We start from the raw sequence: 14,538 nt of genomic DNA, 5'->3' as shown, positions 1-14,538 counted from the left end.
CGGATAACCACCCCACATCGGGGGCAGGAGATCCGCCATGTTGGGGCTGCCGAACACCATCCACGCGCTTCTCTTCGACCTCGACGGGGTCTTGACCCAGACCGCCAAGGTGCACGGCGTCGCCTGGAAGGAGATGTTCGACCACTTCCTGCGCGAACGCGAAGGCGCCGGCTTCACCCCGTTCGACCCCAGACGGGACTACGACACGTTCGTGGACGGCAAGCCGCGGCTGGACGGCACCCGTTCCTTCCTGGAGTCGCGCGGCATCGAACTGCCCGAGGGCGACGAGGGCGATCCGCCCGGGTCGTTCACCCTGCACGGGCTGAGCAACGCCAAGAACGATCTGGTGCTGCGGCTGATCCACGACCGGGGCGTCGAGGTCTACCCCGGCTCGGTGCGCTACGTGCACGCCGCGCGCGCGGCGGGACTCCCGTGCGCCGTGGTGTCCTCCAGCGCGAACTGTGAGGACGTGCTGCGTGCGGCCGACATCCACGACCTGTTCGACGCGATCGTGGACGGCGTGGTGGCCAAACGCGACCACCTGAAGGGCAAGCCCGCGCCGGACACCTTCCTGGCAGGCGCCCGGGCCCTGGGCGCGGACCCGGCGCACGCGGCCGTGTTCGAGGACGCGTTGGCCGGCGTCGCGGCCGGTCGGGCGGGCGACTTCGGCCACGTGATCGGCGTGGACCGGGTCGGTCAGGCCGAGGAACTGCGCAGGCACGGCGCGGACGTGGTCGTATCGGATCTCGACGAACTGCTCGACGGCGCGACCGGCGACCCGTCGAGCACGCGGACCACGGCGGAAGGCACGGCATGACGACCGGACACCCCTACACGATCGAGCCGTGGGGGATCACCGAACAGACCCTCGACCTGGACCACCTGCCCCAGTCCGAGTCGGTGTTCGCCCTCTCCAACGGCCACATCGGGCTGCGCGCCAACCTCGACGAGGGCGAGCCGCACGGCCTGCCCGGCACCTACCTCAACGGTGTCTTCGAACTGCGCCCACTGCCCTACGCGGAGGCCGGGTACGGCTACCCCGAATCCGGCCAGAGCGTCATCAACATCACCAACGGCAAGATCATCCGACTCCTGGTCGACGACGAGCCGTTCGACCTGCGCTACGGCCAGACCCAGGACCACGAGCGCTCGATCGACTTCCGCGAAGGCGTCCTGCACCGCCGCGCGTTGTGGACCTCGCCGGCCGGCCGCACCGTCCGGGTCACCTCCAAGCGGCTGGTCTCGCTCACCCAGCGCTCGATCGCCGCGATCGAGTACGAGATCGAGCCGATAGACGGCCCGGCCCGGATCGTGCTCCAGTCGGAGCTGGTCACCAACGAGGAACTGCCGCTGCCCAACGCCGATCCGCGCGCGGCCGCCGTGCTGGAGGCACCGCTGCGCCCCGAGGAGCACACGCACAACGGCAGCAAGGCGATCCTGGTACACCGCACCGAACACAGCGGCCTGCGGGTCGCGGTCGGCATGGACCACGAGATCGACGGTCCCGAGAGCATGTACGTGGAGACCGAGAGCTCCGCCGACCTGGCCCGGTTCAGCGTGACCACGGTGCTCGACCGCGGACAGAAGCTGCGGATCGTCAAGTACATCGCGTACGGCTGGTCCTCCACCCGCTCGCTGCCCGCGCTGCGCGACCAGGTCGCCGCCGCGCTGACCGCCGCGCGATACACCGGGTGGCACGGTCTGGTCGACGAGCAGCGCGGCTGGCTCAAGCGATTCTGGGACAACTCGGACATCGAGGTCGAGGGCGACGTCGAGCTGCAACAGGCCGTGCGGTTCGCGATGTTCCACGTGCTCCAGGCCGGCGCCCGGGCCGAGGAGCGGGCGATCCCGGCGAAGGGACTGACCGGGCCCGGGTACGACGGGCACTGCTTCTGGGACACCGAGGTGTTCGTCCTGCCGGTGCTCACCTACGGGCTGCCGCACGCGGTCGCCCAGGCGCTGCGCTGGCGGCACTCGACGCTGCCGCTGGCCCGCGAGCGCGCGGCGCAACTGGGGCTCAAGGGCGCGCTGTTCCCGTGGCGGACCATCCGCGGCGAGGAATGCTCCGGCTACTGGCCCGCGGGCACCGCCGCGTTCCACATCGGCGCGGACATCGCGGTCGCCGTCGCGCGCTACGTGCGCGCCACCGGAGACCGGGATTTCGAGCGCGACTTCGGCCTGGAGATCCTGGTCGAGACGGCGCGCATGTGGCGCTCGCTCGGCCACCACGACGCGGCCGGCCTGTTCCGGATCAACGGGGTGACCGGCCCGGACGAGTACAGCGCGCTCGCCGACAACAACGTGTTCACGAACCTGATGGCGCAGTCCAACCTGCTCGCCGCGGCCGACGCGGTCGCGCGCCACCCGCACGAGGCCCGCGCGCTGGGGGTGAACACCGAGGAGACCGCGAGCTGGCGCGACGCGGCGCACGCGATGTACATCCCCTACGACGAGGACCTGGGTGTGCACCCGCAGGCCGACGGGTTCACCAAGCACCGGATCTGGGACTTCGAGAACACCCCGCCCGACCACTATCCGCTGATGCTGCACTACCCGTACTTCGACATCTACCGCAAGCAGGTGGTCAAGCAGGCCGACCTGGTGCTGGCGATGCAGGTGCGCGGCGACGCGTTCACCGACGAGCAGAAGCGCCGCAACTTCGACTACTACGAGGCGCTGACCGTGCGCGACTCGTCCCTGTCGGCCTGCACCCAGGCGGTCATGGCGGCCGAGGTCGGCCATCTCGAACTGGCTCTGGACTACACCGCCGAAGCCGCCCTGATGGACCTGCACGACCTGGCCAAGAACACCAAGGACGGCCTGCACATGGCTTCCCTGGCGGGCACCTGCACGGCGCTGGTCGCGGGCTTCGGCGGGCTGCGCGACCACGGCGAGTGCATGTCCTTCAAGCCGCGCCTTCCGGTCGGCCTGACCGGCCTGGCCTTCTCCCTGTCGGTGCGCGGCGCCCGGCTGCGGGTGGAGACCACCCACGATCACACCACGTACACGCTGCGCGAGGGCGACGAACTGGCGATACTGCACCACGGCGAGAAGCACCTGCTGGTCCCGGGCAAGCCGATAACGCTCGACATCCCCCAGCTCGCCCGCGACGTGCCGCCCGGCCAGCCCATGGGCCGCGTCCCGGTGCACCGCCAGACCGCCCCCGACACCCACCCCACGGGCCCCAGCCCGAGCTGACCGATCCCCCGGCACACGCCGGGCCGGCCCCGACGCCGGCCCGGCGTCCGTCGTTCCCGGCTTGGCCGGCGCCGAACACCCCTGGCCTTGACGTCCACGTCAAGGTCTACCGTTTCGGACATGCGCATCGGAGAACTGGCGGAGCGCGCGGGGACCAGCACCCGAACCCTGCGCTACTACGAGCAACGCAGCCTGCTGTCGGCTCGGCGCAACAGCAGCGGGTACCGCGACTACGACGAGGACGACGCCCGACTGGTGCGCGAGATCCGCGCGCTCCTGCGCATCGGCTTCGACCTGGAGGAGACCCGTCCGTTCGTCGAGTGCCTGCGCGCCGGGCACGACGCGGGCGACGAGTGCCCCGCGTCGGTGGCGGTCTACCGCCGCAAACTCGCCGAACTCGACGCGTGCATCGACCGCATGCGGGGCATCCGGGCCCATCTGGCCGCCCAACTCGACCAGACCGAGCGCGCGCACGGCGCGATGGACGACGCCACGAACCCGTATGCCGCGAGCCGGTATGCCGACCGGGCACCGACGCCGGCCGCCTCGGCCGCCGCCGGCCTGCCCGACCCGCCGGAGCCCCGCTGCGCGCTGACCGCCGGCCCGCTCACCAAGGAGTCCTGATGACCACGAACGTGCACGACGCCACCGACGCCGACTTCGACACCGCCGTACTGGGCGCCGACCGCCCGACCCTGGTCGAGTTCACCGCCGACTGGTGCGGCCCGTGCCGGCAGATGGCCCCGGTGCTGGAGGAGATCGCGATCGAGGAACCGGGCCTGGCCGTGGCCAAGCTCGACGTCGACCGCAACCCGGGCACCGCGGCCCGCTACGGAGTGTTGTCCATGCCGACCTTCATGGTCTTCAGCGGCGGCGAACCGGTGCGGCAGTTCGTCGGCGCCCGGCCCAAGCGCCGGATCCTGGCCGAACTCGCCGACGTGCTCGGGCAGAACCCCGCCGCCGCTCGATAGATTCCGGGGATGGCCATCCCCCGCCGGATCACCTTCACCACCGACTACGGGCTCGCCGACGGCTTCGTGGCCGCCTGCCACGGCGTGATCGCCGGCATCGCGCCGGACGTACCCGTCGTGGACGTGAGCCACCTGGTGCCGCCCGGCGACGTGCGGCGCGGCGCGCTCGTGCTGGCGCAGACCCTGCCGTGGTTCCCGGCGGGCACCGTGCACATCGCGGTGGTCGACCCCGGCGTGGGCACCGCCCGCCGGGCGATCGTGCTGCGCGCCGGCGGGCACCTGCTGGTGGGACCGGACAACGGCCTGCTCCTGTGGGCCGCGCGCGAGCTGGGCGGTGTGCGGGAGATCCGCGAGATCGCCGATCCCGCGCTCACCCTGGCGAAGGTCTCCCGCACCTTCCACGGTCGCGATGTGTTCGCGCCGGTGGCCGCCCACCTCGCGCTGGGCACGCCGGTCGCCGAGGTGGGCCCGGTCGTGACCGACCCGGTCCGGCTGCCCGAGCCGATGCCCGGCGAGGTGCTCGCGGTGGACCACTTCGGCAATGTGCAACTCGCGTACGCGGTCTCCGACTTCGCCGGCGCCGACGCGCTGCGGATCGAGGTGGGCGGGCACACGTACCGGGTCCCGTTGCGGAGCACTTTCGGCGATGTGCCCTCGGGGGAACTCGTCGGCTACCAGGACTCCGCCGAACTGCTGGCGATCTCGGTCAACGGCGGCGACGCGGCCCGGCTGCTGGGCCTGCGGGCCGGCGACCGGGTCGGCGTTTCGCCCGCTACTTGAGGTTCGGCTGCTGGTTCTCGAACCAGACCTGGTCCAGCGCCGCCTTGCAACTGTCCGCGGGCGCGCACGCGAGGGAGACGTCGTTCGAGCCCTCGTTGAGCTGCACCATGTTCCAGGTGCCGGTGACGCTGGTCGACGTGCCGTAGTTCTTGAGCTTCACCTTGTTCGTGGTGTCCTTGCCGTTCACCAGGATCGACAGATTCTGTTCCTTGGAGCCCGCGTTGAGGAACTTCACGGCCAGGTAGTACGTGCCCTTCTTGGGCACCTCCACCTTCCAGGTGATGCTCGACCCCGAGGCCGACATGTCCAGCATGCCCTTGCCCGAGGAGTTGGCCACGCCGGGAACCTGGACCGCGCCACCGCCGGGCGAAGCCTCCTCCGCCTCCAGCACGGCGAACTTGCCGCCGGGTGCCGTCGACGGCGCGCTGGAGGGCGACGCGGTCTGCGACGGGGCCGCACTGCTCTGGCCGCCGCTGGGCGTGGTCGGCGACTTCGCCTTGTCGTCCTTGTCGTCGCCGCGGGTCATCAGCACGGCCGCGACCACCGCGACCACGAGCACGATCGCCACCGCCGCGCCGATCACCGCGCCGCGTCCGCCGCCCCCACTGCCGCCGCGCGGCGGCGGGGACTGCGGCGGGGGCTGCGCGCCGCCGTGTTCGTGCTGCGCCGGGATCGCCGCCTGGGGCTGCGTGTGTGCGGGCGGCGGGTAGCTCATCTGCCCGACCTGCACGTATTGCGGCATCATCCGATTGGCGGAAGAACCGTACGCACCGGTTGTCCCTGTCCCCTCGGCTGCTTCCTCACCCGGCGCCGGCCGATAGAGGTACCCGTACGGGTCTTCAGGTTCACCGTTGGTACCCGCCGTCATCGGGTAGTCCTCCCTACGTTCGCCAGGCCAAGCTTTGTCAATACCAGGCATCACACTAACGGGCGATGGGCGGGACAAGTGGCGTTGTCCGAGTGACGGGACTGTCACGAAAAGGCCCTACTGATGCGTATGGCGACCGGTCGCAGACCCGTTTCCGGTCCGTTCACGCCCGTGTCACCCGACCCGAGCCACCCATCGATTCGGTGACCGAATTCACCCGTGACGCCCAATACGTCCACCGCCATGGCGGTGGCCCGCGCCAGGGCCGGACCGCCGACCGCCGCCCACCCGAGCCGAGCCGGCCCGCACGGTGCCCGCGGCGACCCTGGGCCTAGCCCGCCCGGCGCTGGGCCCGGTCGCGACGGCGCTTGTTCGCGTACATGTGCTCGTCCGCGATCCGCAGCAGATCCTCGGGCTCGGCGGCCTCCTCCGCCCAGCCGATCCCGAAGCTCGCACCCTCCAGCGGCACCGCCAGGCCCTCGGCCGGGATCGGCACGGACAGCGCGCGACGCAGCCGCACCGCCATCTCCTCGGCCTCCTCGCGCCCGATTCCGTCCGCGAGAACCACGAACTCGTCGCCGCCGAGCCGGGCCACCGTGTCGCCCTCGCGCACGGCGGCGGTGAGCCGCTCGGCGACCGCCTTGAGCACCACGTCGCCGATGTGGTGGCCGAAATTGTCGTTGATGTGCTTGAACCCGTCCAGGTCGCAGAACAGCAGCGCGACGCCCCGGCGCTCGGCGGCGGGCGGTTCGTCCACGACCACCACCGCGCCCTCCGGAACGCTCAGGATCGCGCCGGCGGGCACCGCCCACTCGTCCGCGTACGGCTCGCGCACCTCGCCGACCGAGCCGACCGCCGCGACCGCCTCGTCCGGGTCGGCGGCGGGCATCCCGGGGTCGAGGCCGAACCGCGCGGCCAGCCTGGCGCGCAACTCGCGCCCGTTCGGCAGCCCGGTGAGCGGGTCGTGGCTGGCCTCGTGCACGAGCGCCTGTTCGCGCTGCTTGCGGTCCTCGATGTCCTCCACGTGGGTCAACCCGAACCGCAGGTCGCCGAGTCCGTCCGCGACCTGCGAGGTCCGCAACGAGACCCAGCGGTACGTACCGTCGCTGCGTGCCAGACGCAGCTCGGTACAACCCGCCACCGGGACCGTGCCCCCCAGGTGTCCGCCGAGCAGCGGGCGGTCCTCCGGATGCGCCAGGGCGCCGAGCCCGAGCCGCTTGAGCACCGGCGCCGGGTAGCCCAGCATCCGACACAACGCGTCGTTGGCGCGCAGCAGTTGGCCCTGCTCGTGCCCGCGCACCCCGGTCATCACCATGCCGCTGGGCGCGTACTCGAAGGCCTGCCGAAAGCTCTCCTCACTGGCCCGCAGCGCCAACTGCTCGCGCTCCAGTCGGGCCACCGCGCGCTGCATGTCGCTGCGCAGCCGCGCGTTGTCCACCGCGATCGCCGCCTGCGCGGCGAACATGCCGAGCACCTCGCGCCGCCACGGCGCGGGCCGCAGGCCGTCCACCGGCAGGTCCACCGACAACACGCCGACCAGGTCGCCCTCGGGCGTGTGCAGCGGCGCGAGCAACGCGTCTCGCGGATGCCAGGCCTCGGGGTGATCGCCGATCGGCAGGTCGGGTATCCAACTCGGGACGTCCCCCACGTCGGCCAGCCCCGAGCGGTGCCCGAGGAAGCGCAGCGGACCCCACGGCTCGGCGGCGGCCAGAATGCGATCCCAACCCTCGCGCGAGCCGATCTGGCCGGCCATCGCCTTGCGCAATTCGTCGTTGCCGGCCACCGCCGCGACCTCCAGGTCGCCGTCGGCGCGGACGAGATTGACCGCAGCGACCCCGAACCCGAGGCCCGAAACCACTCCGTCGACGACGGCTTGGAGGGTGTCCTTGAGGTCGCGCGTGGCGTTCAGGTCGGCGACGACGCGGTTCAAAAGGCGCAAAGTCGCCAACCGGACGTGGGTCTCCGTCTCGGCTGTCATGGGTCTCCCCCAGGGGTCGACGCCGGTGTCTTCTGAACAGATATCGTCCGTTTACCAGAGAAACTGAATCACAGCGGGCTTCGCATTGGCGACGTTCCGTCATCGATCCGACTGTCACTGTGAGCCACCTCACGCTTCATACCGTATCGAGTCGGACCGCCGAGCCGCCCCGGAATCGCGTCCTCCGCCGGCATCCACCGCGCATCGTACGAGGCGGGAGCCCATTTTCGGGAACCAACCCAGGGTTCGCCACGTCGACCTGACGACCAATCAGATTCCGTACGGGCCGTTCGCTATGCGTCAGCGAGCTGAGGCACAGTCGATCCGGAGCATGATCGCCAACCTCTCTTCCCAGCGGACGACGGAATCCCTACCGTACGTCCGTCAGGTCTTCGTACGATCTTGCGCGCGCGTCGCGGAGGCCGATACGGCGAACACATCGCGCGTCGAGCGACAGGGGTTGGGCCCATGACCGGTCTGGTCGTCGGGGAGGTCTTCGCCAACGCGGCCCGTGCCGCCGCGGACCGGGTCGCGATCGTGCTCGGCGAACGCTCGCTGAGCTTCGCCGAAGTCGACGCGGCGGCGGAACTCGGACTGCGCCGCCTGCTCGCGCTCGGCGTCGAGGCCGGCGACCGGGTCGGCTGCGGGCCGGTATCGACCGGACCGGGCATCGCGGCCGTACCGCTGTTCGCGGCGCTCGCCCGACTGGGCGCGGTGCTCGTACCCGCCGACCCCGCCCACCCGGACGCGTACGCGCCCGCCCTGGTCCTGGACTCGGCCGCGATGGCCGACGCGCTGATCGCCGACCTCGACGACGAGGACCCCGAGGACCTCCCGGAGCCGTCGGACATCGAGCCCGCCGAGACCGACCCGTGCCTGATCGCGCCGGCCGGACGCCGCGGCGCGCTGCTGTCGCACCGCGTCCTGGTGCTGCGCTCGCACCCGGGCGCGCTCGCCGAGTCGCGCGGGGCGCACGTGCTCGCGGCCGACCTCGACGACGCCCGGACCTGGACACTCGCACTCGCCCAGTGGCACGCCCGGGACACCCTGGTCCTGGTGCCCGGCGGCGATCCGACCGCGCTGCGCGCCGCGGTGCGTGAACACGCCGCGACCCGGCTCACCGCCGCGCCCGCCGTGTGGCGCGCGCTGGCCGAGACTGCGCCCGAGCGGCCCGCCGACGATGAGGCCCTGGCCACACTGCGGTTCGCCGACACCGAACCCACCGAGACCGCCGTGTTCGCGGAGATCGCCCGGATCGCGCCGAACGCGACCGTACGGGTGGTGCTCGACACGCCGGAGACCGGCCCGCTCACCGCGCTGTCCGGCCCGGACCTGTTCGCCCACCCGGGCGCCTGCGGGATCCCCGGCCCGCTGCAGTACGTCGCGCTCGACCCGGACGGCGAGATGTGCGTACGCGGCCCGCTGCTGTTCGACGGGTACGCCGACGACCCGGCGGCCACGGCCGAGATGCTCGCCGACGGCTGGTACCGCACCGGCGACCTGGCCGTGCTCGACGAGGCCGACGGCGTGCTGACGGTGACCGGCCGCGCCGCCGAGTTGATCCGGATCGACGGCAAGGCGGTGGGCCCGGGCGAGGTGGAACGAGTCCTGAAGGACCACCCGGACGTCCGCGACATCGCGGTCATCGGCCTGCCGCACCCCACCGACGGCCGACTGCTGGGTGCCGTGGTGGTCGCCGAGGATCCCGCCCGGGTGCCGGGGCCCGCCACGCTGCGTGACGCCTGCGCCAAGGCCGGCCTGGCAGCGCACAAACATCCCGTCCGGTTCTTCCACGCCGACGAACTCCCGTCCGGACCCACCCGGCGCGAGGACCTGACCCGGGAGATCACCGCCAACCGGTGACCGGGGCGAGCCGTTGGGTCAAGCCGGGCCGGGCCGGATCGGACCGAGCCGTGTGGGGCCGACGCCGATACGACCGGGCGATCCGGGCAGGGGTCCGGGCCCGGGGCTCCAACCAAGGCGGCCCGTGCGCGTGCCGTCCGGCCGACGGGACCGAACGAGTCCGCCGACCCGCCCGCCCGGCGAGGCCGATCCCGGGTCGGGCGCTCGGCCCGCATACCCTGGAGCCGTGTCCGTGCCACCCCCGCAGCCCGTCGACGAAGCCGCCTTCAAGACCGCGATGTCCCGTTTCGCCTCCGGCGTGGTGCTGATCACCGCCGTCGAGGGCGACCCCGGCGACGGGGGTCCCGTGGACGACGTGGGGATGACCGCGACCGCGTTCGTGTCGGTGTCCCTGGACCCGCCGCTGGTGCTGATCAGCCTGCGCCGCGAGGCGCGCATGCGCGACGTGTTGGACGAACAGCCGTTGTGGGCGGTGTCGCTGCTGTCCCGAAGCCAAAGCCGGATCGCCGCCCGCTTCGCGATCCCGGGCCGGATCAGCGACCGGCTGATCTTCGCCGACATCCCGCACGATCGCGGCCCGGCCTCCGGCGCCGCGCTGGTCGGCGGCGCACTGGCCACCCTGGAATGCCGCACCCACCAGGTGGTCGAGGCGGGCGACCACATCCTGTACGTCGGCGAGGTGCTGACCACGGGACTGCCCGACCCGGAGGGCCCGCCGCTGCTGCACTTCCGCGGCGGGTACCGGAGCCTGGGTTGAGCCCCGGGCCGATCCGGGTGGTTACGGGCGCGGCCCCGGCCGCATCAGCCCGTCCGCCGTCACCGAGGCCACCAGACGTCCCGTTCGGGTGAACACCCGGATCCGCCCGTGCATGCGCCCGTCGCCCGCGTACTCGCTCGCGCACCGCAGCAGCAGCCACTCGTGCGCGGAGAAGCCCTCGTGGAAGGTGATGTTCTGGGCCAGCGCGACCGACATCGCCCGCCCGCCCCGCCGCTCGATCTCGGCCTGCGGATACGGCCGCAGCGCCACCGGGCCCAAAAAGCCCTCGGTCGACCAGGCCAGAATCGCCCGGGCCATCGTCGCGGTGTCCGCGACCCCGGTACACCGCGTCCACAGGTCCAGACCCGGCGGCCCGGCCAGGTCCGGGTGCAACGCGGCCGGCCCGCCCACCGTGCGCACCTCCCACGGCAACATCGACACCGGCAGCTCGGAGCAGTCCTCGGGCCCCACCACCTCGGCCGGCAACGGGTCCGCGTGTCGCACCAGTTCGGGCCCGACCACACCGAGCGTCACGAACGCCCGGTAGTGCTCGTGCCCGCCCTGCCGAAAGCCCACCTGGAGCATCGCCGCCGACCGGCCCTGATGCAGCCGCTCGACTCGCACCTCCACCGGCTCGGCCGGATCCCCCGCACGCGGGAACACTCCCTGGAGCGTCTGCACCGCCATGTGCGGAACCACCCGCTCGGCCGCCACCACGGTCTGCGCCAACACCTGCGCGCCGAGCGTGCGCGGTATCCGGGTCACGATGTTGCGCGCACGAAAGCCGACCACCGCGCCGGGCCCGCCCGAGTCCGCGGGGCCCACCGGCGTCAGGTCCAGCGCGTCCACCAGGTCGGCCGTCGCGATACTCGGCCACATCGACACTCCACCAGCCATGCGCGCATGATCGCAGCCTGCCGAACACGCACGACGCGGGGGCGGAGCCGATCGACTCCGCCCCCGCGGTGGGCCTCTCCCATCGTCGCCCGTGCGCCGGAATCGGCTGCGCGGGGGAAGCGGCCGTGCGACGGAATCAGCGCCTGGCACCCTTTCCGGTGAACTTCACCACCAGCGAGACCAGGAACACGGCGACCACGACGCTGATGATCCAGCGGATCCAGTCGATCCCCCTGGTGTCCTCGACACCCAGAGCCGCGGCGATGCCGTAGCCGATCAACGTGCCCACGATGCCGACCGCCATCGTGGCCAGGAAGCCGATCTTCTGGTCGCCGGGAAGGAAGAGTCGCCCCAACGCGCCGATGATGATGCCCGCGATGATCAGGGAAACGATCGTCATGGTTCCTCCAGCGGACCATCCGACAGCCGTACAAAGTACCGCCGACCCGGACGTTTCCGGGCAGGTGTCTCCTGTTCCCCACGATCACCGCGCGTTAACGCGAACACTCCCGTGCCACAAAGCCCTAAGGTGGTTGCGCCCGCCGGGTGGCCACGGTGCAAAATGGTCCGGTACACGCCCCGATAGCTCAGTTGGCCAGAGCACGCGCCTTGTAAGCGCGGGGTCGTCGGTTCGAACCCGACTCGGGGCTCGATGGGGCCGCAGGCTGCGGGGACGCGGCCGGCGGCCCTTTTTCGCGCCGCTATCCGCTTTTCGCGCCGCTATCCGCCCGGCCGAAGACGGCGGTCCGGAGCCGGTCCGGTCGAGCCGCGGACCACCAGTTCCGGCCGATAGATCAACTCGGTGCGCGGCGCCCGACCCCCGCCGATCTCGTCCAGCAGCGCGCGCACCGCCGCCGCGCCCATCGCCTGCACCGCTTGGCGCACCGTGGTCAGCGGCGGATCCGTGAACGCCACCAGCGGCGAGTCGTCGTAACCCACCACCGAGACGTCCTGCGGCACCCGCAACCCGCGCTCGCGCGCCGCGCGTACCGCGCCGAGCGCCATCAGGTCGCTGCCGCACACGATCGCCGTCGCACCCCGATCGAACAGCGCGCCCGCCGCCGCCTGGCCGCCCTCGACCGAGAACAGCGAGCGTTCGATCCAGCCGTCCGCGTCCTCGACGCCGAACCGCTCGGCGAGCCCGCGCCGGAAGCCGGCGATCTTGCGCGCGGTCGGCACGTAGCGCTCCGGCCCGACCGCGAGCCCGATCGCGGTGTGCCGCAGCGAGGCGAGGTGCCCTATCGCCAGTTCCACCGCGACCGCCTCGTCGCTGGAGATGAACGGCGCGTCCACCCCCGGTGCGAAGCCGTTCACGAACACCATCGGCAGACCGCGCTCGACCAGGCGCAGGTAGCGGGACAGGTCCGCGCCCGAGTCCGAGTGCAGGCTGGAGACGAACACGATCCCGGATACCCCGCGTTCCAGGAGCAGTTCGGTGTAGTCGTCCTCGGTGACGCCGCCCGGGGTCTGGGTACACAACACCGGCGTGTAGCCGTGGTGCGCCAGCGCCCGCTCGATGACCTGCGCGAACGCCGGGAAGATCGGGTTGTCCAACTCCGGGAGCAGCAGCCCCACCAGGCCCGCGCTGCGCCGCCGGAGGCGGGCGGGACGTTCGTAGCCGAGCACGTCGAGAGCGGTCAGGACGGCCCGCCGAGTGTCGTCCGCGACCCCGGGTTTGCTGTTCAGGACCCGACTCACGGTCGCCTCGCTGACCCCTGCCTGCGTTGCGATGTCCGCCAGTCGAGCCTTCATGCCCGCAGCCTAGTGACAGTTTCAGCAGGATTTCGCAGGGCCTTGCGGCCCGCGCAAAACATTTCGGACGATCGGGACTGCTGACAGATGCCGTGCGCCCCGGTACGGTGATCGCTAGTCCATTGTGAATGGACTAGACCACTTGCCCGGGGCGGCCCAGGCAGCCCAGCACCGGGTACCTCACCCTCCACTCGGATCGTCCGGCACGTTCCTGCCGGTGGAAGGACACATCACCATGGCCACGGTCAGCTACAAGCAGGCGACCTGTACCTACAAGGGCGCCGAGCGCCCGTCCGTGAACGCGCTGGACCTGGAGATCGCCGACGGCGAGTTCCTGGTCCTGGTCGGCCCCTCCGGTTGCGGCAAGTCCACCTCCCTGCGCATGCTCGCGGGTCTCGAGGAGGTCACCGGCGGCTCGATCCACATCGGCGACCGCGAGGTCACCAACCTGGAGCCCAAGGACCGCGACATCGCGATGGTGTTCCAGAACTACGCGCTGTACCCGCACATGACGGTCGCCGAGAACATGGGCTTCGCGCTCAAGATCGCCGGCGTCGACAAGAAGCAGATCCGCGCGAAGGTCGAAGAGGCCGCGAAGATCCTCGACCTCACCGAGTACCTCGACCGCAAGCCCAAGGCGCTCTCCGGCGGTCAGCGCCAGCGCGTCGCGATGGGCCGCGCGATCGTCCGCGAGCCGCAGGTCTTCCTGATGGACGAGCCGCTGTCCAACCTGGACGCCAAGCTGCGCGTGCAGACCCGTACCCAGATCGCCGGCCTCCAGCGCCGCCTGGGCATCACCACCGTGTACGTCACCCACGACCAGGTCGAGGCGATGACCATGGGCGACCGGGTCGCGGTGCTCAAGGACGGTCTGCTCCAGCAGGTCGACACCCCGCGCAACATGTACGACCGCCCGGCCAACGTGTTCGTGGCCGGCTTCATCGGCTCGCCCGCGATGAACCTGATCGAGGTCGACCTCGCCGAGGACGGCATCCGCTTCGGCGACGCGGTCGTCCCGGTCTCCCGCGAGGCGCGCGAGGCGGCCGTCGCCGAAGGCGCGAAGAAGGTGACCCTGGGCGTGCGCCCGGAGCACCTGAAGATCAACTCGGCCGAGGGGCTGTCCAAGGACAGCAAGGGCCTCGCGGTGTCGGTGGACGTGGTCGAGGAACTCGGCTCGGACGCCTTCGTCTACGGCTCGGTCACCATCGACGGCGAGACCAAGCCGCTGGTCGTGCGGGTGCCCGGGCGTGACGTGCCGGAGAAGGGCGGGGTCCTGCACGTGGTCCCGACCGTCGGCGAGACCCACCTGTTCTCGACCAAGAGCGGCGAGCGGCTGCACGACTGATTTGTTGGGCGACTTCGTCGCCGGCTCGGGGGGGGGAACCCTTTTTTTTCCCCCCCCCCCCCCCCCCCCAAAAAAACCCCCCCCCCCCCGGGGGTTTTTTGCCCCTCCTTCCTCCCCCGGTACCCAAAC

General features: G+C 71.6%; 13 protein-coding genes and 1 tRNA gene. 9 read left to right on the top strand and 5 right to left on the bottom strand.

Features of this window, described 5'->3' with window-relative positions; translation table 11 throughout:
- Positions 1-37 precede the first annotated feature (37 nt).
- The 5 genes from ACZ4FV_RS28805 to ACZ4FV_RS28785 all read left to right on the top strand — a co-directional run bounded on the left by ACZ4FV_RS28805 (position 38) and on the right by ACZ4FV_RS28785 (position 4,949).
- The gene (locus tag ACZ4FV_RS28805; RefSeq protein WP_402239295.1) at positions 38-817 is read left to right on the top strand and encodes an HAD family hydrolase; all 780 of its coding nucleotides are present in this window, start codon (positions 38-40) and stop codon (positions 815-817) included.
- Positions 814-3,198 (top strand): glycoside hydrolase family 65 protein, encoded by a 2,385-nt coding sequence (locus ACZ4FV_RS28800; RefSeq protein ID WP_395864309.1) that lies wholly within the window; start codon positions 814-816, stop codon positions 3,196-3,198. Before ACZ4FV_RS28805 ends, ACZ4FV_RS28800 begins: the two co-directional genes overlap by 4 nt.
- A 120-nt stretch (positions 3,199-3,318) precedes the next feature.
- Complete coding sequence (locus ACZ4FV_RS28795; RefSeq protein ID WP_465323603.1) at positions 3,319-3,822, top strand: MerR family transcriptional regulator; 504 nt, start codon at positions 3,319-3,321, stop codon at positions 3,820-3,822.
- Entirely contained in the window at positions 3,822-4,169 is a 348-nt protein-coding gene (trxA, locus tag ACZ4FV_RS28790; RefSeq protein ID WP_395864313.1) for a thioredoxin, read from the top strand. Before ACZ4FV_RS28795 ends, trxA begins: the two co-directional genes overlap by 1 nt.
- Before the next feature lie 9 nt (positions 4,170-4,178).
- Complete coding sequence (locus ACZ4FV_RS28785) at positions 4,179-4,949, top strand: SAM hydrolase/SAM-dependent halogenase family protein (protein WP_395864315.1); 771 nt, start codon at positions 4,179-4,181, stop codon at positions 4,947-4,949.
- Here the strand turns inward: ACZ4FV_RS28785 and ACZ4FV_RS28780 are convergent.
- Positions 4,942-5,691 (bottom strand): CBM35 domain-containing protein, encoded by a 750-nt coding sequence (locus ACZ4FV_RS28780; RefSeq protein WP_395864317.1) that lies wholly within the window; start codon positions 5,689-5,691, stop codon positions 4,942-4,944. The genes ACZ4FV_RS28785 and ACZ4FV_RS28780 overlap by 8 nt on opposite strands.
- A 457-nt stretch (positions 5,692-6,148) precedes the next feature.
- Positions 6,149-7,795: a diguanylate cyclase domain-containing protein gene (locus ACZ4FV_RS28775; protein WP_395864319.1), complete on the bottom strand. Its 1,647-nt coding sequence runs from the start codon at positions 7,793-7,795 to the stop codon at positions 6,149-6,151.
- A 468-nt stretch (positions 7,796-8,263) separates the two neighbouring features.
- On the opposite strand from ACZ4FV_RS28775, the gene ACZ4FV_RS28770 reads away from it, so the two are divergent.
- Together ACZ4FV_RS28770 and ACZ4FV_RS28765 are read left to right on the top strand one after the other, a co-directional pair.
- Positions 8,264-9,658 (top strand): class I adenylate-forming enzyme family protein, encoded by a 1,395-nt coding sequence (locus tag ACZ4FV_RS28770; protein WP_402239299.1) that lies wholly within the window; start codon positions 8,264-8,266, stop codon positions 9,656-9,658.
- 226 nt (positions 9,659-9,884) lie between these two features.
- Entirely contained in the window at positions 9,885-10,415 is a 531-nt protein-coding gene (locus ACZ4FV_RS28765; protein ID WP_395864323.1) for a flavin reductase family protein, read from the top strand.
- 21 nt (positions 10,416-10,436) lie between these two features.
- Here ACZ4FV_RS28765 and ACZ4FV_RS28760 read toward each other — a convergent pair whose 3' ends face one another.
- A complete protein-coding gene (locus tag ACZ4FV_RS28760; RefSeq protein WP_395864325.1) occupies positions 10,437-11,312 on the bottom strand; it encodes an acyl-CoA thioesterase in 876 nt (291 codons plus the stop codon).
- A 136-nt stretch (positions 11,313-11,448) separates the two neighbouring features.
- Entirely contained in the window at positions 11,449-11,712 is a 264-nt protein-coding gene (locus ACZ4FV_RS28755) for a GlsB/YeaQ/YmgE family stress response membrane protein (protein ID WP_395864327.1), read from the bottom strand.
- Between the two features lie 176 nt (positions 11,713-11,888).
- On the opposite strand from ACZ4FV_RS28755, the gene ACZ4FV_RS28750 reads away from it, so the two are divergent.
- Positions 11,889-11,962: transfer RNA gene (locus tag ACZ4FV_RS28750), tRNA-Thr, on the top strand.
- A gap of 70 nt (positions 11,963-12,032) precedes the next feature.
- On the opposite strand, the gene ACZ4FV_RS28745 is transcribed toward ACZ4FV_RS28750, so the two are convergent.
- A complete protein-coding gene (locus ACZ4FV_RS28745; protein ID WP_395864329.1) occupies positions 12,033-13,064 on the bottom strand; it encodes a LacI family DNA-binding transcriptional regulator in 1,032 nt (343 codons plus the stop codon).
- A 235-nt stretch (positions 13,065-13,299) separates the two neighbouring features.
- On the opposite strand from ACZ4FV_RS28745, the gene ACZ4FV_RS28740 reads away from it, so the two are divergent.
- The gene (locus ACZ4FV_RS28740) at positions 13,300-14,409 is read left to right on the top strand and encodes an ABC transporter ATP-binding protein (protein ID WP_395864331.1); all 1,110 of its coding nucleotides are present in this window, start codon (positions 13,300-13,302) and stop codon (positions 14,407-14,409) included.
- The last annotated feature ends 129 nt before the right edge of the window (positions 14,410-14,538 follow it).

The sequence above is a fragment of the Embleya sp. NPDC025285 genome (genome assembly GCF_055558835.1).
This window is presented reverse-complemented; position numbering and strand designations above follow the sequence as displayed.